A 25,494-nucleotide genomic window follows, 5' to 3' on the forward strand; every position below is an offset into this window, starting at 1 on the left:
TCACAGGTAAAAGGCCCTTGTAATCCCGTATTGCAAGGGCCTTTTTTATTGGTTTTCGCATTGTTGCCAGGTGTTTCAAGTGAGTGACGGCAATATCAAAAAACTCGTTATCCTTGGCGGAGGCACCGCCGGCTGGATGACAGCATCCCTGATGGCCAAGGTACTCGGTAAGGTGATCGATATCACCCTGGTCGAGTCGGACCGGATCGGCACCGTCGGTGTGGGCGAAGCTACTATTCCACCCATTATCAATTTCAATCAGGCACTGGGCCTGAATGAGCGGGAATTTCTGCAAGCCACCAATGGCAGCATCAAGCTGGGAATCCAGTTTGAGAACTGGTTTAAAAAAGGCGAAAGCTATATGCACGCCTTTGGCAACATTGGTAAAAATTTTCCCTTTTGCGATTTTCACCATTTCTGGCGCAAAAGTCGCTTGAATGGGGATACCTCGAGTCTGTGGGATTACTCCCTCAATTATCAGGCAGCCATTCACAACAAATTTGCCCCGCTGGCACAGATAAAGGGCACTAATTTGCCTGGCCTTTCCTACGCCTATCATTTCGACGCGGGTCTCTACGCAAAATTCCTGCGTCGATACAGCGAAAGCAAGGGCGTCAGGCGCATCGAAGGTGTGGTGAAAGAGGTGAAAATCCGGCCGGAAAACGGCTTTGTCGATGGCTTGCTGCTGGAGGACGGCCAAGAGATAAGCGGTGACTTATTTGCCGACTGCACCGGCATGGCGGCACTGTTGATTGAAAAGGCTTTGGGGGTCGGGTATGAGGAATGGTCGCAGTGGCTGCCCTGCGACAGGGCAATGGCCGTGCCCTGCGCTGCGACCAAGCCTATAGTGCCCTATACCCGCTCCATCGCTCACGAGGCCGGTTGGCGGTGGCGTATTCCCCTGCAGCATCGCACTGGCAACGGCATGGTCTACTCGAGCCACCACTGGAGCGACGATCAGGCCCATGAGGCGCTGCTGGGTAACCTGGACGGCGAGCATCTGGCAGAGCCCAAGGTCATTCCCTTCCGCACCGGGCGGCGGCGCGAGTCGTGGTGCAAAAACGTGGTCAGCATCGGGCTGTCGAGTGGTTTTTTAGAGCCTCTGGAGTCAACCAGTATCCACCTGATTCAGTCCGCCGCTACAAGACTGATCAAGTCCTTTCCGCACTGCGGTATCAAGCCGCATGAAGTGAAGGAGTTCAACCGCCAGTCGCAGGTAGAAATCGAGCGTATTCGCGACTTCATCATCCTGCACTACAAGGCCAACCAGCGCCGCGACAGTGAATTCTGGCGCGAGTGCGAGAATATGACTGTTCCCGACTCCTTGAGGGACAAGATGGAACTCTTCCGCAGTAGCGGCAAGGTGTTCCGCGATTACGACGATCTGTTTGCAGAAGCGGCCTGGCAGCAAGTGATGATCGGGCAGGGTATTGTCCCCGAAGACCATCATCCCCTGGTGGACTCGCTGTCGGAGGAGCAAATGAGTGACCTGATGGCAAGTCTGAAAACCTTGATCGGTGGCACTGTGGCCGGCCTGCCGGATCACGAGCAGTTTCTGTCGCGGGGGGAGTGACAGAGAGCGGGCGCTGCCAACAATACCGTCGGTTTTGCGCTGCGCCCGTCCCGTCCGCGCGCAGAACTGTATCTGCCGGTGCAGGACGGGTAGGGCACAAAAAGGCGCCATTGCGATGGGCAGCCGCTACAGGTAAGTCGGTCGCCCGTCGCATTCCATGGATAGCTGGAATGGCTATGATCGAAGGGCTATTGCTTTACCAGGATCACACCATTCAGTGCACCGATCGCAATGTCACCGGACTTCCGCTTCCCGGTGTACTTGCCGCCGTTCAGTAGATCCTGCCAGCTTGCGTCACCGAGTATGTCCGCCGAGATGCGTTTTACTTCGGATGAATTGTTGAATATGACTACTACCGAATTGTCACCATGCTCTCGGCGATATCCATAGAGCTGGCGCTCATCATCGATTAACACCGGTTTGAAATCACCCAGTTGCAGCGCCGGGTTTCGATTGCGGATTCCAATCAATTCCCGGTAGTGCGATTGCAGGTCGGTGTTGACGACCACCTTGTCGGGGGAACGCTTGCTGCCGTCGGGCAGATAAACTTCATCCTCGTATTCAATATCCGGCCAGATCATCGGTTTGCGTGAGTCGGGGTCATTCGCGCCCCACATGCCCACTTCATCGCCGTAATAGATCATGGGTGCGCCCACATAGGTCATCTGAAATATCGCGAAGAGCTTTTGCAGCTGAATTTCGTGATCATCGGGTTTTCTGACCGAGTAGGCTGGATTATTGGCGGCTTGCGAAGTGGTAAAGTAATTTCCCCAGTCCCTGAAGTTCCCTACCCCCCGATTCACGATGTGCGATCCGATACGGTTGGAGTCGTGGCTGCCGAACAGGTTCTGCACGACATAGGCAACGCCCTGAGGGTAGAGGTTTCTGAGTTCGGCCAGTTTCCGGTCAAACTCGCTGACACTGATACCCATTGTGGGCGGATTGAAGAAGAATTCCGCAGCGGTAAATGCGAAGTTGTAATTCATTTCGCCGTCGAATTCATCGCCCTGGAAGTAGGGTTTAACCTTTTCTGGCTCGTCAACAATTTCGGCGGTCAGGTAAGCTTCAGGATTGATCGACTTGACATGGTCGCGCCAGGCTTTCCAGAAATTGTGATGGACTTCAAATGCTACATCCAGCCGCCAGCCATCAATGCCATTTTCTATTCCTTTCCCTTTCGGGTTCATCCAGCGTTGGGTTGCGGCGAACACATAGTCTCGCGGCCCCTTTACCAGGCCGCGCTCATCTTCCTTGAACTCAGGCAGTGACTCTACGCCAAACCAGCCTGAATATTTGAATCCATTCCCTGCTTTGTCATCGCGAAAAGACTCCACCATAAACCAGTCTTTATAGGGGGATTCCTGCTGGTACTTGTCCAGATGCCGGAAAGCGAAACTGTTGATCCCCATATGATTGAAGACGCCGTCGAAGATGACCTTTATGTCGCGCTTGTGTGCTTCGGAAATCAGCTCTAATGCCAGCTCGTCGGCCTTGGTCCAGACCCAGGTCGACGGGTCCAGCGGGTTTTCCTTGGCCATTAATTTCCGGTCGCCTTCCGGATCAGGGCCGAAGGTGGGATCGATATGATGGTAGCTGGCGCCATCATATTTGTGCAGGGATGGCGAATCAAAGACGGGATTGAGGTAAATGGCGGTAATACCGAGATCGGTTAAGTAATCGAGCTTGTCGATGATCCCCTGCAGGTCACCACCATAGCGGCGCCGCAACAGGTGTTTCCACAATTCCGGTTCGCCATTGGCTAGTTCATAGGGCTGCAGCTGATACCAGTCACTGCCCCAGGGGTGAATCTGCCATTGCTTCGGCGGCTCCTGCGGGTCGGCGCCGAGGATATCCTCCATTTTGGGATCGTTTGAGGTATCGCCATTGCGAAAGCGCTCGGGAAAAATCTGGTACCAGACAGCCCGCTTGGCCCATTGCGGCACGAACTCATCGTCATTTTGCGAGGTGATCGCCATCGGGCCGGAGGACGCCGCCGAAATTAGGGTAAGGGCAGCGAGCTGGTGAATTATTTTCATATTATATGTCTCTGGAATGAGCCCGAATCCATGCAACAAATACAGGGGCGAAGAATGCGATGTTTCGCTTGGGGTGATTCCGGGGTCAATACAGCGGACTTGGAAACACTGCCTGTATAGCCTATTCAGGCTTGTCTAAAATTTTTTTCTTAAGAGTTGTCAATGTAATTATTGGCAATAAGACCCGCTCGTTTTTGACTTTATCGTGGGGGAGGAATCTGAATCGATACAACCCAATCGGGATGGAAAGCTGATTTCCCGATCGTTGAACTTTTGACTCCCCAGATGTTATGTGCTGGCAGAGGTGTGCTCGCAAGGTTGCGGATTACCTGGCGCTTTCGAATGTTATCGATTTTATCAGGGCGATCATTGCGGTCCCTCATCCCTGTAGAGGGTGTAGGCCGGGACTGCAATGCCAGCGTGCATTTGTTCTCGCTGACGGGAAAGTTCCGTGCCCTCGCAGTTGCGCATACCCCTCGGCCGGCAGCGGCCGGCGCGAGGGAGATTAACATAAACCTATTCGGATTGTTGCACCGGTATCTGCTCCAGTGCCGCCTTCAGCTCCGTGAGTTTCTCCTTCACCCGCGCCGCATTGTCCGGCCCCATGCGGATCATCAGCTTGTGCAGCCCGGGCAGTTTCTCCAGCTTGGGATCCGCAAACTTGTAGTAGACGGAAGGGCGCACCAGTTGAATTGGCTGGTCCACGTCCGGCGCGGCGAGCACCTGGTCTATGGCCTCCAGCACCTCCTGGTGGAAGTTCTTGTTCCTGATACCCAGTTCGCCGTAGGCCTCCGCCAGGCGCGGATACCAGTAGCGGTAGATCTCCACGGCGGTATTCGTATCCATCATCGCGAAGAGCCGCACCGGCTGGTCGTAGCGGTGGAAGTTGTCCGGGGAAAGCTGCATACCGGTGGCGCCCTCCTCGCTGACCAGAATCGGGCCCTTGATGTTTTTCAGCGGGCGGTGCTTGTGGATCAGCTCGCCGCGGGAGCCGGCATTGACCGCGGCGACCCATTTGCGCACCACCTCGTCGGGTACCAGCCACCTGGCCAGGGCACCGTCCGGGGCCAGGCTCATCAGGTCCTTGTAGGCGGCATCGTCGCTTTCATTCAAGGGCGGGGGAGGGCCCTTCTCGGGCTCGGGGGCGGGAGCCGGCTCCGGGGGCGGCGGCGCCTCGATTTCCGGCATGGGTTCGGGGGTGGCTTCGGGCTCCACTACCACCGGTGGCGCCGGTGGCTCGGCCTTGTCACCGGATAAGAAGAAGTAGGCCACGGCCGCCAGTGTGGCGACCACGACCAGGCCGATGATCCAACCCTGACTCGACTGGTGATCCGACATTCCCTGCCTCCTATAGCTGCGGTTTGACTATTGGACCGCGACAGCCGTCCGCGGATTACGCGGGCCAGGGGCGGTCCACTGCAGCTACATTACTCCTCGCCGGAGCGGGTCGCAAAGTTTTCGTCCGGCTCGAACAGCCATAGGATCGCCTCGCCCAGTTCGCCGCGCCAGAAGGCCTCGTTGTGGTCGCCCTCAGCCACCAGCTTTGCGCGCCAGCCCTGCTGCGGATGGCTGCGGGTCAGTATCTCGCCCATATTTTCGAAGCCGTCCACCATGGTTGGGCCCTCCTTGCCGCCCATCAGCAGGTAGAGCCGGGCATCGCCGGGCAGCTGCCGCTCGGCCGTATCGAATATCTGCGGGCCGGCCCAGTAGGCGGGCGAGAAGATGCCGGCCTTGCTGAATACCTGCGGGTGGCGGCTGATGGCGTAGTGGGAGATAAGGCCGCCCATGGAGCTGCCCATGATGGCGGTGTTGGCCCTGTCGGGAAGGGTACGGTACTGGCTGTCGACCAGCGGTTTCAGCTGGTCGACCACAAAGTCCAGGTAGGCGTCGCCCTGGCCGTCGCCGAATTTCTCGTGGTCGAAGGGATTCAGCTCGGTCATGCGCCAGTCGCCACCGTGGTCAATGCCGACGACGATCAGTTCCAGCCCGCGGGACTCGGCCAGCCCATTCAATATCTCGTCCACGCCCCACTCGCCCACATAGGAGGTGGCGTCGTCGAACAGGTTCTGGCCGTCGTGCATATAGAGCACCGGGTAGCGTTTGTCGGCCGAACCGTAGGACGGCGGCAGGTAGACGCGGATATTGCGCTCGCGCTGCAGCGATTCCATGGTCAGCGACGGCAGCGTGCTGACGTTGGCCAGTGCGGTGGAGGCCGGTGTTTCGGCATCGCGGGACTCACAGGCGACGAGCAGCGCGGCCAGCAGGCCAGCCAGGGGCAGGCGCCACAGGCCCGGGCCGGATTTCTGTTTTTCTCCGCTGCGGGTGGCTGGAATTATTTTTCTGTACATACCGGTTTCCTTGGTCAATCTGGTAGGAAGTCCAATAGTATGTGCCGCCCGATAGCCGCGGCCTACGCCCCCGAACGGGGGGATGCGGCGCAGACGCCGGCCATTACAGTAAGCTGACTAAATTGCGATCGATGAGCAGAGAAAATAATGAAGAGAATTGCCAGTCTATGCGCGGCGTTGCTGCTGTGCACTAGCGCCTGCGCCGAGAAGGAAAAGGCGGGTGCCGCGGACGCCAAAGTGGATCCCTTCTGGCGCAATGCCACCGTCTACTTCATGCTGCCGGACCGCTTTGTGAACGGCAATCCGGACAACGACCTGGCCTACGGGCGCGGGGGCGATGCCGACCAGCTGCGCGGCTTTCACGGCGGCGACCTGCAGGGTGTCATCGACAAGCTGAACGAGGGCTACTTCGACCAGCTGGGTGTAGATGCCCTGTGGATGTCCCCGGTCTACGAGCAGATTCACGGCGCCACCGACGAGGGCACCGGGCGCACCTACGCCTATCACGGCTACTGGCCCAAGGACTGGACCGGCGTGGACCAGAATTTTGGCAGCGAGGCACTGCTGGCGGAACTGATCGAGACGGCGCACAGCCGCGGCATCCGCGTGCTGCTGGATGTGATCGTGAACCATACCGGCCCGGTGACCGGGCAGGACTCACTCTGGCCGGCCGAGTGGAGCCGCGCCGATTCCGTGTGCGACTGGTCCGGTTTTGCCGGAACCGTCAGCTGCATGCTGGTGGACAATCTGCCGGATATCCGCACCGAGAGCGACGCGCCGGTGGCACTGCCGCCGCAGCTGGTGAACAAATGGAAGGCTGAGGGGCGCCTGGATCAGGAGCAGGCCGAGCTGGATGCGTTTTTCGAGCGCACCGGCTACCCGCGCGCCCCCAAGTACTACCTGGTGAAGTGGGCCACCGACTGGGTGCGCGAATACGGTGTGGACGGCTTCCGCGTGGACACGGTCAAGCATGTCGAGCCGGAAGTCTGGCGGGCGCTCAAGCAGGAGGCGAGCCTCGCGCTGGCCGACTGGAAGAAGCGCAACCCGGATAAAAAACTCGACGACCGCGATTTCTTTATGGTCGGTGAGGTCTACGGCTACGGCATCACCGGCGGCCGCGACTACGACTTCGGCGATCGCCAGGTGGATTTCTTCGACTACGGCTTCGACAGCCTGATCAACTTCGATATCGCCGCGCGCGCCAAAGAAGAGGGTATGGAGTCGATCTTTTCCCGCTACTCGCAGATGCTGCACGGCGGGGCGCTGGATGGTGTGGGTGTGCTCAACTATCTGACGTCCCACGACGATATGAACTCCTTCGACCGCGAGCGCCAGCGCGCCCGTGAGGCCGCGCTCAAGCTGATGCTGGCACCGGGTGCGGCGCAGATCTACTACGGCGATGAACTGGCTCGCCCGCTGACCGCGCCCGGTGCCCAGGGCGATGCCCAGCTGCGCAGCCCGATGAACTGGGCCGATCTGGAAAAGGCGGAAACCCGTGAGTTGTTGGCTCTCTGGCAGAAGCTGGGACAGTTCCGCCAGGCGCACCCCGCAGTGGGCGCCGGCGTACATAAGAAGCTTGCCGACAAGCCCTACACTTTTGCGCGCACATTGGACGGCGAGCAGTCGGTGCTGGTAGCTGTCGATGTCGAGCCGGGCAAAAAATCGGTACCTGTGCGGGGTGTCTTTGCCGATGGCACCGAGCTGCAGGATTATTACTCCGGTCAGCGGATAACCGTTCGCAACGGCGAGGTGCGCATCGACAGCCAGCACGATCTGGTACTGCTCGCGCCTGCAAAAGAGAAGGGCTGAGTGCGTCCGTAATCAGAGCAAGGAAATCCGGCGGCGCTTCGGCTGAGCGCCGCCGGTCCAGCCGGCATTAGCCGGCTTTCACCTCGGTCGAGGTGAACTGGTTACAGACCATCACATCGACATCCAGCTGGCCGATCACCCGCTCGGCGGTGTTGCCACGCAGCAGCGAGCCGGTGGCACCGTACTGGTTCAGGGTGCCCATCACCACCAGGTCCGCATCGATCTCCCGGGCCACATCCTCCACCACATCGCTGGTATAACCCTGCTTTACATGAATGCGGTGGGTCGGCACGCCGGTCTTGTCGGCGAGCTTGGCCAGGGCGCCGCGGTCCGGGTAGAGCATGGAGTCCAGGTAGGCATTCACCAGGTGCAGCTCTGCATCGTAGTGCCCGGCGATATATTTGGCGCGCTCGGTGATCTGACGGTTGAGCTGGCGCTGTTCCTGAGTCTGGGCCTGATAGTTGACCGTGGCCAGCACCACCTTGCGGCGGGCCTTGGCGCCGGGGCGGATCAGCACCACCGGGCAGCGCGCCGTCTTCAGCACGTGCCATTTGGATTCGGCAAAGGTAAAGCGGCGGCTGGTCTTGGCGTGCACCGGCAGGTAGATCATTTCCGCGTTGCAGCGCTTCGATTCCTGCAGGATCGCCGCCTGCCAGTCGCTGGACCAGCAGACGGTAATCTGACACTCGAGGCCCGCCGCCGCGATCGGCTCGCGAATCTGTTCACGAAACCAAGACTCGTCGCGAAACAGGTGATCGTTCACCGCGCGGGTATCGACTGCTTCACCGTCCACGGCCACGAATACCGCCAGCCGCGGCTGCGGCAGGCGCATACGCGCCGTGGTCAGCGCGCGCTCCAGCGCCACATGGCGATCATCATTGGGGTCTACGACTACGAATAGGGTTGTCTGTTGCTCCATTATTCCTCCTGGTTGCCGGAGTGCATCCGGCCTGCTCATCGCTGATTGACTGGGCGGTCTAATCTATCACGGCGCGCCGATAGTCCGGTGCTTTTGCCGGCAATGGATGTGCATTTGTGCGCCAGATTCGGAGGGCATGATGGAGGATGGGCGCGAGACGTGTATTGAGCTGGATCAAGGCAGCCGGCCGCTAGTTGTCAGAGTCGGGTTCCCGAGCGCTGACTGTGGCGAGGACCTCGTGTGCACCTAACCCGGTTTTCCACGCCACCTTAAGTTTGCCTTAATCTGGCCCCCGTAGACTCACTGCATCGACTTTCCCGCAGAGGATTTGTAATGGCAGTGGAAGGCTATCAATGTTGCGAGGTTTCCGGCGCGCCCCATATGCCGCTGCCGGTACGCGAAAGCTGGCCGAGCTTCGCAATGAGCGCCGCCGGCGACGCCGGGCGCAGTGAGGTGGAGGCGTATATCGCGGCCAGGTTCGCCGACGCCTATGGGGCCAGGGTCCGCAATTTCCTGCCGCTGCTGCTGTCGCAGCGCCAAGGCTGTTCCATCCATGCCGCCCTCGGCATGCGCCGTGCCGACAGCGGCCCGCTGTTCCTCGAACAGTATCTCGATCAGCCGGTAGAGCAATTACTCGCTACTGCCGGCGGCCGGCCGGTCGCGCGCACCGATATTGTCGAGATAGGTAACCTCGTTTCCACCTCCCGCGGCAGCAGCCGCCTGCTGTTTCTGATGCTCGCCGAACTGTTCGCCGCGGCGGGAATCACTTGGGCGATCTTCACGGCCACTCCGGAAGTGCGCAGCCTGCTGCAGAAACTGACCGGCAATCAGCTGGTGCTGTGCATGGCCGATGGGGAGCGCCTCGGTGCCGATCTGGCGGACTGGGGCAGCTACTACGAGACCCGCCCGGCGGTGACGGCGATCAATGTGGCCGAAGAGCGCGCTGCGCTGCTCGAGAGACCGCTGATTCGACCGCTGCTGCTCGGGTGCACTTCGCAGGCGCGGGCCATGGCGCCGGCGTTCGCGGCAATGTGCAGCGGAGGTGAATCGTGCAACTGATCAAGCAGCTTCAGTCCTTCGCCGAGTCTTGTCCCGCGCGTCCGGCACTTTTAGGGGAGGACAGTGAATTCAGCTACGCCGCACTGCTAACAGCCGTTGAGCATATCGCGGCGGAACTGCGTGCACAGAACATCTCGGTACTGGGACTCTACGCCGACAACGGCCCCGGCTGGCTGCTGGTGGATCTAGCCTGCCAGGCGGCCGGTATCACGCTGGTGCCGCTGCCGGCGTTCTTCTCCCAGCAACAGCTGGTGCACACCATCAACACCAGCGGTATGCAGGCGCTGCTGACCGACAACTGCGAGCGCTTCACCGCTCTCGACGAAGTGGGACAGGCGCTGGCGGAGATCGCCGGGCTGGCGCTGATCGAAACGCCTGCAACCGACCCAGCCGCGCTGCCGCCGCTGACCGCCAAGATCACTTTTACCTCTGGTTCCACCGGCACGCCGCGGGGTGTCTGCCTGTCAAACGAGACCCAGTTCGAAACGGCTGCCGCGCTGGCACGGCAACTCGAATCTTTGCACAGTCAGTTGCATTTATGTCTGCTGCCGCTGGCCACACTGCTGGAAAACGTCGCCGGTGCCTACACCAGCTGGCTGCTCGGCGGCACCGTGGTTGCGCCGGGCCTGGCGCGGCTGGGACTGTCCGGCAGCTCAGGGCTGGACCCTGCGCAGCTGTGTCGCTGTATCGACGACTTCCAGCCGCACAGCCTGATATTGCTGCCGCAGATACTGAAGGTGCTGGTAGAACAGATTCAGCACAGAGGCTGGCAACCGCCGCGCTCGCTGCGTTTCGTCGCCGTGGGCGGCGCCAAGGTGGCGGCGGATCTGCTGCTGCAGGCGCGCAGTCTCGGCCTGCCGGTGTACGAAGGTTACGGCCTGTCCGAGTGCGGTTCGGTTGTCGCGCTGAATCTGCCACTGGCCGATCGCCCCGGCGCCGCCGGACGCCCGCTGCCGCACTGCGAAATTACCCTGCGCAATCGTGAAGTCATGGTGCGCGGCCCGCGCTACCTGGGGTACCTGGACGGTACCGGTGAGGACGAGGAGTGGCTGGCCACCGGCGATCTCGGTGAGATAGACGGCGACGGTTACCTGCATATCACCGGGCGCAAGAAAAACATCCTGATCAGTGCCTTCGGTCGCAATATCTCGCCGGAGTGGATAGAGAGCGAAGTGCTGCTGGAACCGGTGGTGATGCAGTGTGTCGTGATCGGCGATGCGCGCCCCCACTGCGCCGCGCTGATATTTCCCCGCCCCGGCGCGGACAGTGAACAAGTCGACCGATGGCTGGTCGCGGTCAACCGCAAATTGCCGGACTACGCGCAGATTCGCAACTGGGCCGCGCTGCCGGCACCGCTCACGTTCAGCGACGGCCTGCTCACCGCCAATGGCCGTCCGCGCCGCGACCTGATCGCTGAGCGCTACCACGAATCCATTGAAAATCTGTACGGAGGAGTCCCCTCATGAATTTTTACGACGAGTTGCAGGCGCGGACCCAGGATGCCCGCCAGTCGCTGATCAGCGTGCCGCTGATCCAGCGCGGCGCACGCGGCGAAATCAGCCTGGAAGAGTATGTCGCCTTCCTGACCCAGGCCTACTATCACGTCAAGCACACGGTGCCGCTGCTGATGGCCTGTGGCAGCCGCCTGAGCGACAGGCAGGAGTGGCTGCGCGAGGCGATCGCCGAATATATCGAAGAAGAGACCGGCCACCAGGAATGGATCCTCAACGACATCGCCGCCTGCGGTGCCGATGCCGAGGCGGTGCGCAACGGCCAGCCGAATTTGAGTACCGAACTGATGGTCGCCTACGCCTACGACACCATTGCACGCGGCAATCCACTCGGATTCTTTGGCATGGTCAATGTGCTCGAGGGCACCAGTATCGCGTTGGCTACCAGCGCTGCGCGCGCAATCCAGGAATCACTGGCGCTGCCAAACAGGGCATTCAGCTACCTGCTGTCCCACGGGGACCTGGATATCGGCCATATCGAATTCTTCAAAGGCCTGATGAACCGCATAGAGGATGAGGAGGACAAGGCAACGATAGTCCACAGTGCGCGGGTCATGTTCCGCCTGTACGGGGATATTTTCCGCGAGGTGGAGAGTCGCTGCGCCGTTGCGGAGGTCGCCTGAAATGTCTGACAAGCAATCCCTGACTGTACTGGTCACCGGCGCCAGCGGCGGCATCGGCAGCGCTATTGCAACACTGCTGGCTGAGCGCGGGCACCGGGTATTTTTGCAGGGGCGCAACGCCGCGCGCCTGCAACATCTCAAAGCCTCACTGCCATTCAGCGCGCGCCACCGCGTCATGCCGGCTGATCTGCTCGACGTCGAACAGCGCACGGCGCTGGTCCGCGAGTGTGCTGAAGTCGATGGCGGTGTGGATGTGCTGATCAACAATGCGGGTATTTCCAGCTTTGCGCTGCTCAGTGATATGAGCGACAGCGCCCTCAGCGGTCTTCTCAACACCAACCTGCTGGTTCCCATGGCACTGACTCGCGACTTGCTGCCGCTGCTGCAGCGGAGCCACAGTGGCGCCATCATCAATATCGGTTCTGCCTTCGGGCATATCGGTCACCCGGGCTTCAGCGTCTACAGCGCCAGCAAATCCGGCCTGCATGGTTTTACTGAATCTCTGCGTCGCGAACTGAGCGACTGCGGTATCCGCGTGCATTACCTGGCACCGCGCGCGGTGGATACCGATCTCAATACCGAGGCGGTCATTGGTCTTAACCGGGCGCTGGGTAACAAGTCCGACTCGCCCCGTGAAGTCGCGATGCAATGCGTGCAACTGCTAGACAGCCGCACTGGCCGCCGTCGTTTTATCGGCTGGCCGGAGCGACTGTTTATCAAGGTGAATGCCCTGTTCCCGGCACTGGTGGATTCCGTGCTGGCCAAAAAAATGCCACTCATCCGCCAGTACGCCACCCAGGAGCTCCAGTCCGCCAACCATCCAATTTCTTCCAGTGGAGAAGCGCTATGAAACTGTCGCAAGGTTACAAAAAATTATCACTGGTGGCGTTGCTGTTGTTTTCGCCGCTGCTGTGGGCCGATGCCGCCGACGACACTGTCACCGCATTGCAGAAATCCTGGGCGCAAATCAAATACCGCATGCCGGAAAATCAACAGGCGGCCGCCTTTGACAAACTTGTGTACGAGGCTCAATCCGCCACTGCGCAACACCCGGATAGCGCCGCCGTGTGGGTGTGGAGCGGTATTATCCGCGCCTCCTATGCCGGCGCCAAAGGTGGGCTCGGGGCGCTGTCCGCGGTCAAGGCCGCAAAAGCGGACCTGGAGCACGCGATTGCCATCGATGGCCGCGTGCAGGATGGCGCCGCCTATACCAGTCTCGGGTCCCTCTATTACCAGGTGCCCGGCTGGCCAATCGGGTTCGGCGATGATAAAAAGGCCGCTGAATACCTGCGCAAGGGTCTGCAGCTCGGTGCGGAAGATATCGATGCCAATTATTTTTACGCCGACTATCTCTATCACCAGAAAAACTACGCTCAGGCGATGGAATATCTGAAGCGCGCCGAGGCGGCACCGGCCGACCCGCAGCGCCCCTTGGCCAGCGAAGGTCGCCTAGGTGAAATCAAAAGCCTGCAGGAAAAAATTCGGAAGCAATTGCAATAGATGCGAATACTGCTGATCGAGGATGACCAGTCACTGGCCGACGGCATAGCCACGGCTCTGCGCCACACGGGCTATGCCGTCGACCGCGCCGAAACGGGTGCGGCGGGAATTTCCCTGGCGCAGGCGGCGCGGCCGGATGTCATTATTCTCGATCTCGGATTGCCGGATATGGATGGCGTCGATGTATTGAAGCAGTTGCGCCGCAAATCGATCAGTTCCTCGGTGCTGATCCTCACTGCCCGCGACGACCTGCCCTCCAAAATCGGGGGGCTCGACGCCGGCGCCGACGACTACCTGACCAAGCCCTTCGCCGTTGATGAACTGCTGGCCAGGCTGCGCGCCCTGGAGCGGCGCGCCGGTCTCGGCCTCAGCGCGGAAATTCAGGTGGGTGATGTCAGTATCAATCTGGCCAGCCACGAAGTAACGCGCGCGGGCGAGTCGATCAAGCTGTCGCGCCGCGAGTTCACCCTGTTGCGCGCACTGGCCGAGCGCCCCGGCCACATCCTCAGCCGCGAGCAGCTGGAAGACAAGCTGTACAGCTGGGGCGAGGAAGTCGCCAGCAATACCGTCGATGTGCATATTCACAACCTGCGCAAGAAGATCTACCCGGAATTTATCCAGACCATACGCGGCGTCGGCTACAAGCTGGGGCCGGCGAAGTGAAATCGATAAGAATATTCTTGCTGATTGCCCTGCTTTCCACCATCACCCTGGTAAATTTCCTGTCAGCGCTGCACGGTTACCGGGCCAGTATGGCGGAGGCGCAGCGGCTGTTCGATCGGCAGTTGGCGGCAACTGCACGGCTGCTGGTGGATATGCCGGTTCCGGACGAACCCCCGCTGGTAGTGGCACAGGCGGAACCGCTGGTATTGCAGGTCTGGAGTGCGGAGGGAGAAATGCTGCTGCGCTCCGCCGATGCGCCGCTGCAGCCGATCTCGGAATTTGAATCCGGCTACCGGGAGGTGAATTTTTCCGGTTATCGCTGGCGCAGCGTCACCGAATTTTTTCCCGCAAGTTCGCGCTGGGTGATCGTCGCCGAGCGCGCCGACCTACGCTACCAACTGGCGGAGAAGGTCATACTCGAATCGGTGATGCCGATACTGCTGGGACTGCCTGTGGCGGGCCTGCTGATCTGGCTCCTGATCGGGTGGGGACTATCCAGTCTGCGGCAACTCGCCGAGGCGCTGCAGGACAAGCGCGCCGAAGATCTCAGTCCCCTGCCGCTGCAGGATCCTCCGGAGGAGCTGGAGCCGGTGGTGAAGTCCACCAATGCGCTGCTGGCGCGCCTGCGGGCCTCGTTTGAGCGCGAGCGGCGCTTTTCCGCCGACGCCGCCCACGAGTTGCGCACACCCATCGCCGCGATTCAGGTGCATGCGCACAATCTCGACAGCGAGCTGCGCCAGTACAAGCTGGCCCAGACGCCGGAATCGCTGGGTAAACTGCAAGGCAGTATCGAGCGCATGGCACATCTGGTGGAGCAGATGCTGGATCTGTTTCGCACGACACCGGAACACTACCCGGCGCGCTTCGAGACGCTGGACCTGCAGCTATTGGCACGCGAGGCACTCGCCGAACAGTACGGTGCCTTTGCCGCAAAGAATCAGACCGTCGAATTGACCGGCACTCGGTCATCGGTGCGCGGCGATCGTTTTGCGCTGATGATTCTGCTGAAAAACCTGTTGAACAACGCCTGCAAATACACCCCCGATGCCGGTCGCATCGAGGTCAGCACAACCAGCGCAGATGGCGGCACGACCCTGCGGGTGGAGGACTCCGGGCCGGGGATCCCCGCGGCGGAATACGACCGTATTTTTGAGCGCTTCTATCGCGTCGGCGGCGATCGTCACGCGACGACTGCGGAAGGCTGCGGCCTGGGGCTCTCAATCGTGCGACACATAGCGCAGCTGCACCGGGCGCAGGTCCGGCTGGGACAGTCGAGATTCGGTCACGGCCTCGCAGTCGAGGTCGAATTTCCACAGGAAACCGCGGCTGAAGGCGGGGCAGGAGGGCACCATGGCTAGAATAGCGCGGCCCTTATTGCGCGGTGTCCTGTGCGCGGCGCTGCTGGTCCAAGTCGCGCTGATCGCCCGCGCCGATAGGCCGGTAGTGGAACTGGAAATCCGCAATCACCTGTTTCATCCGTCTGAGCTGGTCGTGCCGGCGAACGTCAAGGTGAAACTGATCGTGTACAACCGCGATCCGACGCCGGAGGAATTTGAGAGCTACGAACTGAATCGGGAAAAAGTGATCATGGGCGGGCAGAAGGCGGTGATCTTTATCGGACCTCTGGCCCCGGGAGAATACCCTTTCTTTGGCGAGTTCAATCCGAAAACTGCGCAGGGCAAGGTGATCGCGCAGTGAGTAGGGTAGGCAATCGAATATGCTGCTGACCAGTGTCATTATCATTCTGCGCGAAGTGCTGGAAGCGGCCCTGTTGCTCAGTATTCTGCTGGCGATGAGTCGCTTTCTGAATTTGCGCGTACGCTGGTTCTGGGCTTCCCTGGCTATGGGAGTGGCCGGTTCCATTCTGTACGGTGCCAACCTGGTGGCAATTTCCAATGCGTTCGACGGTGTGGGGCAGGAGCTGCTCAACGCCGGACTGCAGATCGCCATTTACCTGCTGCTACTGCTGATCGCCGCTTTGCTGATTGCCAACCGCCGGCGCGGCGCCTATAAGGTGCCCTTGTTGCAGGGCGCTATGCTGCTGGCCGTGGCGCTGGCGGTGCTGCGCGAGGGTTCCGAGATTTATATTTACCTGATGGCGTTTCGCCACCAGCCTGACCTGCTGCCCGGGGTAATGGCGGGTGCGCTGCTCGGCGCGGGCATTGGCTTCAGCGTCGGCGCGCTGTTTTATTACCTGTTGCGCGGGCTGCCGCAGCAATACACGTTGTTGACAGCCTGTGTGCTGCTCACGTTAGTAGCCGGCGGTATGACCCTCCAAGCGGCGCAGTTGCTGATTCAGGCGGACTGGCTGCCGGCGCAGCCGCCGCTGTGGGACAGCTCCGTGCTGGTTGCGGAGCATTCGGTGGTGGGTCAGCTGCTGTATGCGCTGGTGGGCTATGAGGCTACACCGACATTGGTGGAGTTTCTTGTCTATATCGCCAGTGTTTCGGTGATGGTGCTGTTGCTCGGTTGGATGCGTTATGCCTCGTCCAAGAAAAATTCCCCTGTCGCTTGAGCTGATGTTGTTGGCCGCCGCTTGTGCACCACTGGTTCGCGCAGATGGCGTCGTGGTCGACAAGGTCTACTCGCCCTATGTACAGCCGCTGGAAAAGGAGATCGAATGGCGCGCGGTTGGCCTGCGCGGCGGCGCTGACGAACTGGACTCGCTGCAGATTCACCGCCTGGGTATCGGCCGCAGTTTTAGCGATCGCTGGTTCGGCGAGATCTATCTGATCGGCGAGCGCGATGAGGACAGCAGTATGAAGCTGCAGGCCGTGGAGCTGGAGTCGAAGTGGCAGCTGACGGAGCAGGGCGAGTACGCAGCGGACTGGGGATTGCTGTTCGAACTGGAAAGAGAGCGCAGCGAGGATCAGAGCGAGGCATCGCTCGCCCTGCTGGCGGCACGGGACTGGGGCAAGTGGAGCGGTACCGCCAATCTCTTTGCCATCTACGAGTGGGGTGGCCAGATCGACAACGAACTGGAATCTCAGTTGCGGCTGCAGGGCCGCTACCGCCTGTCTCCAGCATTCGAGCCCGCAGTGGAGCTCTACGCGGGGCAGGACTACATGGGCGTCGGCCCGGTGATACGGGGAGTGGTGAAGTTCGAGGGTGCACGGCAGTTGCTGTGGGAGCTCGGCCTGGTTCAGGGGCTTACCGACGAAAGCCAGGATCAGACACTGCGACTGCTGTTCGAGTACGAGTTCTACTGATCGGGAATTGCAGGATGGGGGCGGCTGGAGGCCGCCCCTAGAGGAGGATTCTGGGGGCTCGTCGAGCCGGCGCAGGCCGGCATCCGGTTCCGGATTGCGGCTTGCGCCGCAATGACGCTATCAGTTTATGCGGAAGATATGGCTGGCCAGCGGCTCGAGCTGCAGCGACATTTCTCCCTTGCCTTCGCTGACCACAAGGTGACTCTTCGCCGAGCTGAGCTGGTCAGCAACTGCGAATTTGCCGTCCTGCAGCTGCCACTGCTGCAGCAGTTCCGCCGGCAGCTGCAGCTTCACTTCCTTGCTCTCCTTGCCGAAGTTGGCAATCACCAGCAGCTTCTCGTCGCCGGCCCAGCGCGCAAAGGCGAACAGCTGTTCGTCGTAGCCTTCGCCGTGCTCGCGGTTGTAGCCGTGAATGTCCCGATAGTCGCCGCGCAGCGCCTCGCTGGCTGCGGAGAAGTTCATCAGGCGCTGGTAGAAGCCGCGCAGCTGCTGTTCCTCGTCCGTGGACTCGCCCTGCAGCCAGCGGCGCACGCTGGGCACTGACCAATAGTCGAAGATGGTGGTGCGGCTGGCCTTGCCGAAGCCGGCGTCCTCGCTGGCTTCCTCGCCCAGCTCCTGGCCGAAGTAGACCAGGGTCGGTGCCGCGGAGAGGGCGGCGGAGACCAGCATCGCCGGCTTGCCCGCGTCGGCGTCACCGGCAAACTCCGGGCTGGCGATGCGCTGCTCGTCGTGGTTTTCCATAAAGTGCAGCATCTGCGGGGCAATATCGGCGAGGCTCTGCTGCAGCGGCACCAGCGCGTCGGTGCTCTCGTCGCCGGCCATGATGGCGCGCAGGGTGTCGTAGGTGCCCACCTTGTCGTAGAGGTAATCCATCTTGCCCAGGTGGATATAGTCGCGGTAGCGCTCCGGGGTGTAGATCTCGGCGAGCAGCAGCGCGTCCGGCTTTTTCATCTTGATAGACGAATTCAGGTAGCTCCAGAACTCCACCGGCACCATGCCGGCCATATCGTAACGGAAGCCGTCCACGCCGAAGTCCAGCCAGTAGTGGGCAATATCGCGGAACTTCTGCCAGGAATCCGGCACTTGCTTGTCGGCCCAGAACTGCGCGTGGGCTGTGTAGTCCTTCTGCGCAAATTCCGCGGACAGCTCCGGGAAGTCTTTGCTGTCGTCCGGACGCACGCCGAAATTGATCTTGACCGTCTCATACCAGTCGTCGATGGCCGGCTGCGGGCTGCGGGCGCCGTTGCCGGTCCACTTGGCCGGGCTCTCATTAAACTGATCGTCCACCAGCGGATGGGTCTCGCCGTTCAGCGGGCGGTAGCCGGCGTCGGAAACCGGCACGCTGAAATCCTCGCCGGCGACATAGTAGAAGTTGTTGTCGCGCGCATAGGCGACCGAGGTGTCGTCATCGGCGCCGAAGTCGCGCACACCCTCGGGCTTGTGCTGCGATTCATAGGCCCGCGCCACATGATTGGGCACTATGTCGATGATGACCTTCAGCCCCTGCGCGTGGCTGCGGTCGATCAGCGCGCGGAACTCCTGCAGCCGTTCCGCCGGCTTTTCCGCCAGGTCCGGGTTTACGCTGTAGTAGTCCTTGATCGCGTAGGGGGAGCCGGCGCGGCCCTTGACCACATCCGGGTCGTCGTTGCTGATGCCGTACTCGGTATAGTCGCCGACAAGCGCGTGGTGCAGGGCACCGGTATACCAGATATGGGTGGCGCCCAGCTCGCGAATTTCCGCCAGCACCTCGGGCGTGAAGTCGTTGAACTTGCCCACGCCGTTTTCTTCGATGGTGCCCCAGGGTTTGTTGGTGGGGTTGGTGTTGCCGAACAGGCGGGTCATCACCTGGTAGATCACCGGCTTTTCTGCGGCCTGGAGTTCGATTTCATTTTCGGCGTTGTTTCCAGAGTCGTCGGCGCAGCCCGTCGCGGTGGCGAGCAGGGCGGCGGCAAACAGGGATTGGATCTTATTCATAGATTCGTATGCTCTTGAATATTTCTATTAGTTTTTGACGGCCAGTTTCAGCGGCTGCTGGCCCCAGGGGAATTTCACCAGCAGCTTGTTGTTGCGCTTGTTATACCAGGCGCCCTCCGTTGCGCTGGCAAAGTCTTTTTCGCGCTGGTGCAGTTGAACCGCCTTGCCATCGGCCTCGATTGCGGTCGGTGCCTGCTGCCAGTTGTGGATCTTCAGCGTGATTTCCCGCTGCTCCGGCATACCCTGGTAGCCGTCGCCACTGCGCTGGAAACCGAATGCAATACCGTCGCCGCTGCGGCTGGCGGAGAAGGCCAGTTTCTCGTACTGGCCGCGTGCATAGGCGTCCACCGTCGCGCCGTCGTCCTCGTAGACATAGCCGCTGGACTGCGCCGATGACTCATGGGCGTAGTAGTCCAGGGTCAGCCGCTTGCTCGTATAGTCGCGGGTGGTGGCAATGTCATCGATGGTCGGAATAAAGGCGCCGGCGCGCACCAGCACCGGGATGGTTTCCAGGTCCACTTCCACGCGCGCTGTCTCACCCGAATAGGGCTCGCCGTTCCAGTAATCGAACCAGACGCCACCGGGCAGCTTAACCTCCACCTCGTCGACGCCGGCCTCGGTGACCGGCGCCACCAGGAAATCGTTGCCCCACAGGTAGGCGTCCTTGTAGTCCATCAATGCCGGATCACTTTCGCTTTCGAAAAACAGCGGGCGCATCAGCGGCATGCCGCTCTGGCTGTTCTCGAACGCCAGGGTGTAATTGTAGGGCAGCAGGCGGTAGCGCAGCTTGACGTAGTCGCGCAGGATATTTCTGGTCCTGCGGTCGTGGAATACCGGTTCCGGGGCGATATGCTCCTGCGCGTGGGGCCGGTAGACCGGCTGGAAGACGCCGTACTGCAGCCAGCGGATATAGAGTTCGCGGTCGAATTGTTCGCCGCCGGCGAAGCCGCCCAGGTCAGAGTGGGTATAGCCGAAGCCGAGCAGGCTCATGGTCAGGGACAGTTCCACCTGCGGCTGCAGGCCGCCCCATTCGCGGGCCACGTCGCCGGTCCAGGGAATCATGCCGTAGCGCTGGGAGCCGGCAAAGCCGGCGCGCATCATGATAAACGGGCGCTCGCTCGGGTTCTCGGCCTTTTCACTTTCGTACAGCATCTGCGCCCAGCGGTGTCCGTAGGCGTTGTGGACTTCGTCGGCCATGCCGATCTCGTGCACCGTGTCCGACGGGTGCACTTCCGGCTCGCCCAGGTCGCCCCACCAGCCGGCCACGCCCTGCTCCTTGAGACCGCGGTAAATACTCCAGAACCAGTCGCGGCCATCTGCGGAGAAGACGTCGATCAGGCCGGTGTTGCCGAAGTAGAAGTCGAAGCGCTTGGGCTGGCCGGCGAGGTTTTTCGCCAGGGCGTTATTGGCCACCGCCTCGTCCCAGCGCTCGGAAGTGGAGAGGATAAACGGCTCGGTGACGAGGATGGTGTTGATGCCGCGCTGTTTCAGGTCGGCCATCATCTTCTCCGGCTCCGGGAAGGCGTTTTTGTCCCAGGACAGGTTGCCCATATGGCCCTGGATATCGGGGCCGAACCAGTAGAGGTCAAGCACCACCGCATCCAGCGGGAAGTCCTCCTCGGCGAACTTGTCCACGGTCGCGCGCACTTCCTGTTCCGTCCGGTAGCCGAAGCGGGAGGCGAAGTTGCCGAGCGCCCAGCGCGGCGGCAGCGGCTGTTTGCCGGTGACCGATACATAGTTCTCGATCAGCTGCGGATAGCTGTCGCCGGCGACGATGATGTAGGAAGTGCGGCCGCCGACGGCCTCGAACTGCAGTACATCCTCTTCGCTCGCGCCCAGGTCCAGGGTGCCGGTGGCGGAGTTGTCGAACAGCAGCAGGTATTTGTTGCTGGACATTACCGCCGGCAGGGAGAAATACATCTGGTCGGATTCGGTGGTGTAGCCGTAGTGGGCCTTGTTGTAGAGCGGAAAACGCTGGCCGCGGCGGTCCATGCCCAGCACCCGCTCGCCGCCGCCGAGCAGCTTTTCCTTCGGGGAGAGGGCGAAGCGGAAACCGCGCATGGTTTCGTTGGCAAAGAAACCGATCTCCTCGCCGACCAGCGGCTGGCCATTGCGCAGGTATTCTATGCGCAGTGGCGACTTGTGGATCACCGCGCTGAGTCCGGCGGTGCTGTAGATCAGCGCGCCCGGGTTTTCAGTCAGCTTCGCCGCGGCGCTATGTTTCTGTGAGCCATCGATGGCAAAGGAGGGCAGCTGCTTCAGGCCCTCGCGCTGGTAGTGCACCTCCATGGCGGAGTTGTTGAGCGGGGTCAGAGTGACACTGCCGTCGCTGGTGTAGACGGTGAGTGCATCGTCGCTCAACAAGTGCTTCTGGTACTGCCGCACCTCGGCCGCATTGGCCAGGGTGCTGTACAGCAGGAAAAGCAGTGCGCAGCTGCGCAATAAAAATTTCTGCATCGTCATCGCCATCTCTTATTGCATTTATTTAATCTGTGACCGCAGGGTGCGCCATACGCACCCTGCGGCTTCTAGTTCAGTTCCAGAACCAGCACATCCCGCGCGGGGACGGTCAGTTCGTCGAGGGCATAGCGGCGGCCGCTCACGATATCGGTACCCCGGGTCTCGCCGTCGATCACCTCTGCAAATCGGCTTGTGTCCAGTGCCTGCGGCTGGTCGGACTTGTTGAAGGCCACCATGACCTTGTCCCTGTCGTCGTAGCGGAAATACACATAGGTGCCGTTTGCCGGCGAAAAGTGTTTCAGCTCGCCGCTGTGCACAGCCGGGGTCTGTTTGCGCCAGCTGAACAGCTTGCGCACAGTCTCCTGCGCCTGTTGCTGCTGCTTGCTCAGGCCCTTGCCGGTAAAGGCATTGCTGCGGTCGCCGGCCCAGCCGCCGGGGAAGTCGCTGCGCACTATACCGTCATCGCGCTCCTTCGGGCTCTGCATCAGCACCTCGTCGCCGTAGAAGAACTGCGGTATGCCGCGCATGGTAGCGATATAGGCCACCGCCATCTTGAACAGGGCGGGGTCTTCGTCCAGCTGGCTGTACAGGCGGCTGGTGTCGTGGTTGCCGCCGAAGATCACCAGCCGCTCTGGCTGCGGGTAGAGGAAGTCGTTGGCCAGGCCCTCGTAGAGCTGGATCAGGCCGCTGTCCCAGCTGTCCGGCTGGGCCAGGCCCTCGCGTAGTGCGTAGTGCAGCGGGAAGTCCATCATGCTCTTCAGGCGTCCGCCGGTAACCTGGTCGCCGTCGGCCTGCTGCCAGTGGGCCACCAGCGCCGCGTTGCGGGTCCACTCCTCGCCGACGATATTGAAGCCCGGGTATTCGCGGTGGATACGCGCGGCCCACTGCTGCAGGAATTCGGCATCGGAGTAGGCGTAAGTGTCGGCGCGGATACCGGAGAGGCCCGCGTACTCTATCCACCAGAGACTGTTCTGGATCAGGTAGTTGGCCAGCAGCGGGTTGCGCTGGTTCATGTCCGGCATCGAGTCCACGAACCAGCCGTCGACAAAGCCGCGCTTGTCGATTTCGCTCGCATAGGGGTCGACGTGAGTGAAGCGGCTGTGGTTGGTGATCGCATACTCACCTTTCTGTATGCCGCTGCCGTTCAGCCAGTCGGCGGAGGGCAGGTCGCCCATCCACCAGTGGCCGCTGCCGATATGGTTCAGCACCACGTCCTGGATCACGCCCAGGCCCTTTTCGCGCGCCGCGCTGACGAACTCGCGAAACTGTTCGTTGCTGCCGAAGCGGGAGTCGATCTTGTAGTGATCGGTGGCGGAGTAGCCGTGGTAGGAGTACTCGGGCTGGTCGTTTTCGACCAGCGGGTTGGGCCAGATCTGCGTGAAGCCCATGCCGGCGATATAGTCCAGGCGCGCGCGCATGCCGGCGATATCGCCGCCGTGGCGGCCGCCGGGGTGGCCGCGATCCGGGCCCTCGAGGGTGTCCGCGGTGCTGTCGTTGCCCGGATCGCCGTTGGCGAAGCGGTCCGGGGTGATCAGGTAGATGGCGTCGCTGGAATCAAAGCCGCGGCGCGCGGCTGAATCGGGCGCGCGCTGTTTCAATTCATAGTGAATGACCGCGCGTGTCTCGCCGTCGCCGCGCAGGGCGATTTCCACCGTGCCCGGTTCGGCCTCCGGTGACACCTGCAGATCCAGAAACAGGTAGTTGGCATTCTCCGTGCGCTCAGTGCCCAGCAGGGTCACGCCGGGGTAGTCGAGCTGCGCCTGCAGCCCGGCGATATCCTCCCCGTGCAGCATCAGCTGCAGGTCCGGCACCGCCATGCCGGTCCACCAGTTGGGCGGCTCGACTCTGTCAACCGCGCGCTCGACGGCGGGCGCGGCCAGTGCGGGTGATGCGCAGACAAGGGCGGCCGTGGTTAATGTGAAAAAGCACAGCGCTGACAACCGTTTCATTTCCGGCTCCTGCTTCTCTAGTTAAAAGTCCCCAGATAGGATTGTGCAGTTTCAGGGGGCGGCTGATATCCCCCTGGGTAGAGGGGGAGGTCGGCAGGCTGTTGTGTGCGAAAATTGTGCAGGTCGGCGGTTGAGCGGATTTGCCGCAGGTCGGTCACAAGGGCGGGCGCAACCGGTGTCCCCACGGGGTGATCGACCTGGGTTGCCCCGGGGGCAGGTGCGCGGGCGGCAGCGCAGACTAGCGTTTGCACTCTCATCCCCCCATTGGGGAGGAGGGACTCAATCGACAGAATTGAGAGAATCGCCGCATAACCATAATCAGTGATCAGCGGTGACCTCTATGTCTCAAGCATCCGGCGCATCCGTGCAGCCAGTGAAACAGCCCCAGTTGCCCTTCTGGCAGGTCTGGAACGTCAGCCTCGGCTTCCTCGGCGTGCAGTTCGGCTTTGCGCTGCAGAATGCCAACGCCAGCCGCATTCTGTCCGACCTGGGCGCCGACCTGCACTCGCTGTCGCTGTTCTGGATAGTGGCGCCGCTGATGGGTCTGATCGTGCAGCCGATCGTCGGCTCCGCGTCCGACCGCACCTGGAGCCGCTTCGGCCGCCGCAACCCCTATATCCTGTTCGGCGCCATCGCCGCGGCGCTGGGGATGGCGTTTATGCCCAATGCGGGCATCGTGGTCGCCTTCGTCGCGCCGATACTGTTCGGCGGCGTGATGCTGGCGCTGATGGATGCGGCCTTCAACGTGACCATGCAGCCCTTCCGCGCGCTGGTCTCCGATATGGTGCCCTCCGAGCAGCGCACCCTGGGCTACTCGATCCAGTCGCTGCTGATCAATATCGGTGCGGTATTCGGCTCCATGCTGCCGTTTATCCTGACCAACGTGATCGGTCTCGAGAACACTTCGCAGGCCGGGGAAGTGGCGCCGTCGGTGATCTGGGCCTTCTATATCGGCGCCTCGGTGCTGCTCGGCAGCGTGCTGTGGACCGTTTTCCGTACCAAGGAGTATGCGCCGGAGCAGTACAACGCCTACAAGGGCATCGATGCCGAGCAGCTGGCGCGCGAGCAGGCCGAGCGCAAGTCCCTGCCGCAGCGGATCAAAGGCTTCTTCGGGTTGCTGGTCACCATGCCGAAGACCATGCGCCAGCTGGCGCTGGTGCAGTTCTTCTCCTGGTTTGCGCTGTTCATCATGTGGGTCTACACCACACCGGCCATCACCCAGCACGTCTGGGGCGTGGAGGCCAAGTGGTTTGACCCGCACTACCTGGAGAGCGTCGGCCAGATCCCTGCGCATATCGCCGCGGCCAAGGGCGCTGCCGGTGACTGGGTGGGCATCATCTTCGCGGCCTATTCGCTGTTCGCGGCCATCTTCTCCGTGGCGCTGGCGAAGATCGCCAATACCCTGGGACGCAAGCCGACCTACGCGCTGTCGCTGCTGCTGGGCGGCCTGGGCTATATCAGCTTCCTGCTGTTCCAGGGCGGCGCGCCGACCCAGGTGAACCTGCTGATTACCGAGGTCACGGTACCCAGCGGCGCGCTCGGCCTGCTGCTGCCGATGGTGGGTATCGGCATCGCCTGGGCGGCGATCCTCGCCATGCCCTACGCGATCCTGTCCGACTCCCTGCCGGCCAGCAAGACCGGCGTCTATATGGGCATCTTCAACTTCACCATCGCCGCGCCGCAGATCGTCTCGGCACTGGTGGCGGGGCTGGTGCTGAAAGAGGTGTTCGACAACCAGGCCATCTACATCATCGTGCTGGCCGGGGTGTTTATGATCCTCGGTGCCCTGTCGGTATTCTTCGTTCGCGAGGAGTCGGCGGAGCCGGACAGCGTGGAAGCGGAGGCGGTCGCCGCCTGATGA

Annotated in this window: 20 protein-coding genes; 13 read left to right on the top strand and 7 right to left on the bottom strand. The window is 61.4% G+C overall.

The features are described 5' to 3' along the window. The first annotated feature begins 79 nt into the window (after window positions 1-79). Complete coding sequence (locus RRF64_RS18550; protein WP_323847416.1) at window positions 80-1,573, top strand: tryptophan halogenase family protein; 1,494 nt, start codon at window positions 80-82, stop codon at window positions 1,571-1,573. Window positions 1,574-1,761: 188 nt separating this feature from the next. On the opposite strand, the gene RRF64_RS18555 is transcribed toward RRF64_RS18550, so the two are convergent. The 3 genes from RRF64_RS18555 to RRF64_RS18565 form a co-directional block, all read right to left on the bottom strand. Beyond that, window positions 1,762-3,609 carry a glycoside hydrolase family 13 protein gene (locus tag RRF64_RS18555; RefSeq protein WP_323847417.1) on the bottom strand — a complete coding sequence of 616 codons (1,848 nt, stop codon included), beginning with the start codon at window positions 3,607-3,609 and terminating at the stop codon, window positions 1,762-1,764. A 516-nt stretch (window positions 3,610-4,125) separates the two neighbouring features. Continuing rightward, entirely contained in the window at window positions 4,126-4,947 is an 822-nt protein-coding gene (locus RRF64_RS18560) for a DUF3014 domain-containing protein (RefSeq protein WP_323847418.1), read from the bottom strand. A gap of 89 nt (window positions 4,948-5,036) precedes the next feature. Beyond that, the gene (locus RRF64_RS18565) at window positions 5,037-5,957 is read right to left on the bottom strand and encodes an alpha/beta hydrolase (protein WP_323847419.1); all 921 of its coding nucleotides are present in this window, start codon (window positions 5,955-5,957) and stop codon (window positions 5,037-5,039) included. 147 nt (window positions 5,958-6,104) lie between these two features. Between RRF64_RS18565 and RRF64_RS18570 the strand changes: the two genes are divergently transcribed. Beyond that, window positions 6,105-7,766 carry an alpha-amylase family glycosyl hydrolase gene (locus RRF64_RS18570; RefSeq protein ID WP_323847420.1) on the top strand — a complete coding sequence of 554 codons (1,662 nt, stop codon included), beginning with the start codon at window positions 6,105-6,107 and terminating at the stop codon, window positions 7,764-7,766. A 67-nt stretch (window positions 7,767-7,833) separates the two neighbouring features. Here RRF64_RS18570 and RRF64_RS18575 read toward each other — a convergent pair whose 3' ends face one another. After that, window positions 7,834-8,685 (bottom strand): universal stress protein, encoded by an 852-nt coding sequence (locus RRF64_RS18575; RefSeq protein WP_323847421.1) that lies wholly within the window; start codon window positions 8,683-8,685, stop codon window positions 7,834-7,836. Between the two features lie 333 nt (window positions 8,686-9,018). Between RRF64_RS18575 and RRF64_RS18580 the strand changes: the two genes are divergently transcribed. The 10 genes from RRF64_RS18580 to RRF64_RS18625 are packed head-to-tail and all read left to right on the top strand — an operon-like array spanning window position 9,019 to window position 17,250. Beyond that, window positions 9,019-9,744, top strand: a complete 726-nt coding sequence (locus tag RRF64_RS18580; protein WP_323847422.1) for a thermostable hemolysin — start codon at window positions 9,019-9,021, stop codon at window positions 9,742-9,744. After that, the gene (locus RRF64_RS18585) at window positions 9,735-11,210 is read left to right on the top strand and encodes an AMP-binding protein (RefSeq protein WP_323847423.1); all 1,476 of its coding nucleotides are present in this window, start codon (window positions 9,735-9,737) and stop codon (window positions 11,208-11,210) included. The genes RRF64_RS18580 and RRF64_RS18585 overlap by 10 nt, the downstream gene beginning before the upstream one ends. Next, complete coding sequence (locus RRF64_RS18590; protein ID WP_323847424.1) at window positions 11,207-11,878, top strand: iron-containing redox enzyme family protein; 672 nt, start codon at window positions 11,207-11,209, stop codon at window positions 11,876-11,878. The genes RRF64_RS18585 and RRF64_RS18590 overlap by 4 nt, the downstream gene beginning before the upstream one ends. Before the next feature lies 1 nt (window position 11,879). Further along, window positions 11,880-12,728 carry an SDR family oxidoreductase gene (locus RRF64_RS18595; RefSeq protein WP_323847425.1) on the top strand — a complete coding sequence of 283 codons (849 nt, stop codon included), beginning with the start codon at window positions 11,880-11,882 and terminating at the stop codon, window positions 12,726-12,728. After that, window positions 12,725-13,378: a tetratricopeptide repeat protein gene (locus RRF64_RS18600; protein WP_323847426.1), complete on the top strand. Its 654-nt coding sequence runs from the start codon at window positions 12,725-12,727 to the stop codon at window positions 13,376-13,378. The genes RRF64_RS18595 and RRF64_RS18600 overlap by 4 nt, the downstream gene beginning before the upstream one ends. Then, complete coding sequence (locus RRF64_RS18605) at window positions 13,379-14,041, top strand: response regulator transcription factor (RefSeq protein WP_323847427.1); 663 nt, start codon at window positions 13,379-13,381, stop codon at window positions 14,039-14,041. Between the two features lie 17 nt (window positions 14,042-14,058). Next, window positions 14,059-15,399 carry an ATP-binding protein gene (locus RRF64_RS18610; protein WP_323847428.1) on the top strand — a complete coding sequence of 447 codons (1,341 nt, stop codon included), beginning with the start codon at window positions 14,059-14,061 and terminating at the stop codon, window positions 15,397-15,399. Beyond that, complete coding sequence (locus tag RRF64_RS18615; RefSeq protein WP_323847429.1) at window positions 15,392-15,739, top strand: cupredoxin domain-containing protein; 348 nt, start codon at window positions 15,392-15,394, stop codon at window positions 15,737-15,739. The genes RRF64_RS18610 and RRF64_RS18615 overlap by 8 nt, the downstream gene beginning before the upstream one ends. A 19-nt stretch (window positions 15,740-15,758) precedes the next feature. After that, entirely contained in the window at window positions 15,759-16,556 is a 798-nt protein-coding gene (locus tag RRF64_RS18620) for an FTR1 family protein (protein WP_323847430.1), read from the top strand. Beyond that, window positions 16,522-17,250 (top strand): hypothetical protein, encoded by a 729-nt coding sequence (locus RRF64_RS18625; protein WP_323847431.1) that lies wholly within the window; start codon window positions 16,522-16,524, stop codon window positions 17,248-17,250. Before RRF64_RS18620 ends, RRF64_RS18625 begins: the two co-directional genes overlap by 35 nt. 120 nt (window positions 17,251-17,370) lie before the next feature. Here the strand turns inward: RRF64_RS18625 and RRF64_RS18630 are convergent, their stop codons facing one another. The 3 genes from RRF64_RS18630 to RRF64_RS18640 form a co-directional block, all read right to left on the bottom strand. Then, window positions 17,371-19,224, bottom strand: coding sequence for an alpha-amylase family protein (locus RRF64_RS18630; protein WP_323847432.1), 1,854 nt, complete (start codon window positions 19,222-19,224; stop codon window positions 17,371-17,373). Between the two features lie 27 nt (window positions 19,225-19,251). Beyond that, window positions 19,252-21,687, bottom strand: coding sequence for a glycoside hydrolase family 31 protein (locus tag RRF64_RS18635; protein ID WP_323847433.1), 2,436 nt, complete (start codon window positions 21,685-21,687; stop codon window positions 19,252-19,254). Between the two features lie 65 nt (window positions 21,688-21,752). Continuing rightward, window positions 21,753-23,633 carry a glycoside hydrolase family 13 protein gene (locus RRF64_RS18640; protein WP_323847434.1) on the bottom strand — a complete coding sequence of 627 codons (1,881 nt, stop codon included), beginning with the start codon at window positions 23,631-23,633 and terminating at the stop codon, window positions 21,753-21,755. A 340-nt stretch (window positions 23,634-23,973) separates the two neighbouring features. On the opposite strand from RRF64_RS18640, the gene RRF64_RS18645 reads away from it, so the two are divergent. Then, entirely contained in the window at window positions 23,974-25,491 is a 1,518-nt protein-coding gene (locus tag RRF64_RS18645) for an MFS transporter (RefSeq protein ID WP_323847435.1), read from the top strand. Window positions 25,492-25,494: the final 3 nt, after the last annotated feature.

The sequence above is a fragment of the Microbulbifer magnicolonia genome (assembly GCF_035117725.1).
Lineage (GTDB): Bacteria > Pseudomonadota > Gammaproteobacteria > Pseudomonadales > Cellvibrionaceae > Microbulbifer > Microbulbifer magnicolonia.

What these genes read in the sequence shown, in the direction of transcription:
- RRF64_RS18565 (WP_323847419.1), bottom strand. Translation starts at nt 5,957, where the DNA reads ATGTACAGAAAAATAATTCCAGCCACCCGCAGCGGAGAAAAACAGAAA.
- RRF64_RS18560 (WP_323847418.1), bottom strand. Translation starts at nt 4,947, where the DNA reads ATGTCGGATCACCAGTCGAGTCAGGGTTGGATCATCGGCCTGGTCGTG.
- RRF64_RS18590 (WP_323847424.1), top strand. Translation starts at nt 11,207, where the DNA reads ATGAATTTTTACGACGAGTTGCAGGCGCGGACCCAGGATGCCCGCCAG.
- RRF64_RS18635 (WP_323847433.1), bottom strand. Translation starts at nt 21,687, where the DNA reads ATGACGATGCAGAAATTTTTATTGCGCAGCTGCGCACTGCTTTTCCTG.
- RRF64_RS18575 (WP_323847421.1), bottom strand. Translation starts at nt 8,685, where the DNA reads ATGGAGCAACAGACAACCCTATTCGTAGTCGTAGACCCCAATGATGAT.
- RRF64_RS18605 (WP_323847427.1), top strand. Translation starts at nt 13,379, where the DNA reads ATGCGAATACTGCTGATCGAGGATGACCAGTCACTGGCCGACGGCATA.
- RRF64_RS18570 (WP_323847420.1), top strand. Translation starts at nt 6,105, where the DNA reads ATGAAGAGAATTGCCAGTCTATGCGCGGCGTTGCTGCTGTGCACTAGC.
- RRF64_RS18640 (WP_323847434.1), bottom strand. Translation starts at nt 23,633, where the DNA reads ATGAAACGGTTGTCAGCGCTGTGCTTTTTCACATTAACCACGGCCGCC.
- RRF64_RS18600 (WP_323847426.1), top strand. Translation starts at nt 12,725, where the DNA reads ATGAAACTGTCGCAAGGTTACAAAAAATTATCACTGGTGGCGTTGCTG.
- RRF64_RS18630 (WP_323847432.1), bottom strand. Translation starts at nt 19,224, where the DNA reads ATGAATAAGATCCAATCCCTGTTTGCCGCCGCCCTGCTCGCCACCGCG.
- RRF64_RS18555 (WP_323847417.1), bottom strand. Translation starts at nt 3,609, where the DNA reads ATGAAAATAATTCACCAGCTCGCTGCCCTTACCCTAATTTCGGCGGCG.
- RRF64_RS18580 (WP_323847422.1), top strand. Translation starts at nt 9,019, where the DNA reads ATGGCAGTGGAAGGCTATCAATGTTGCGAGGTTTCCGGCGCGCCCCAT.
- RRF64_RS18625 (WP_323847431.1), top strand. Translation starts at nt 16,522, where the DNA reads ATGCCTCGTCCAAGAAAAATTCCCCTGTCGCTTGAGCTGATGTTGTTG.
- RRF64_RS18615 (WP_323847429.1), top strand. Translation starts at nt 15,392, where the DNA reads ATGGCTAGAATAGCGCGGCCCTTATTGCGCGGTGTCCTGTGCGCGGCG.
- RRF64_RS18620 (WP_323847430.1), top strand. Translation starts at nt 15,759, where the DNA reads ATGCTGCTGACCAGTGTCATTATCATTCTGCGCGAAGTGCTGGAAGCG.
- RRF64_RS18595 (WP_323847425.1), top strand. Translation starts at nt 11,880, where the DNA reads ATGTCTGACAAGCAATCCCTGACTGTACTGGTCACCGGCGCCAGCGGC.
- RRF64_RS18645 (WP_323847435.1), top strand. Translation starts at nt 23,974, where the DNA reads ATGTCTCAAGCATCCGGCGCATCCGTGCAGCCAGTGAAACAGCCCCAG.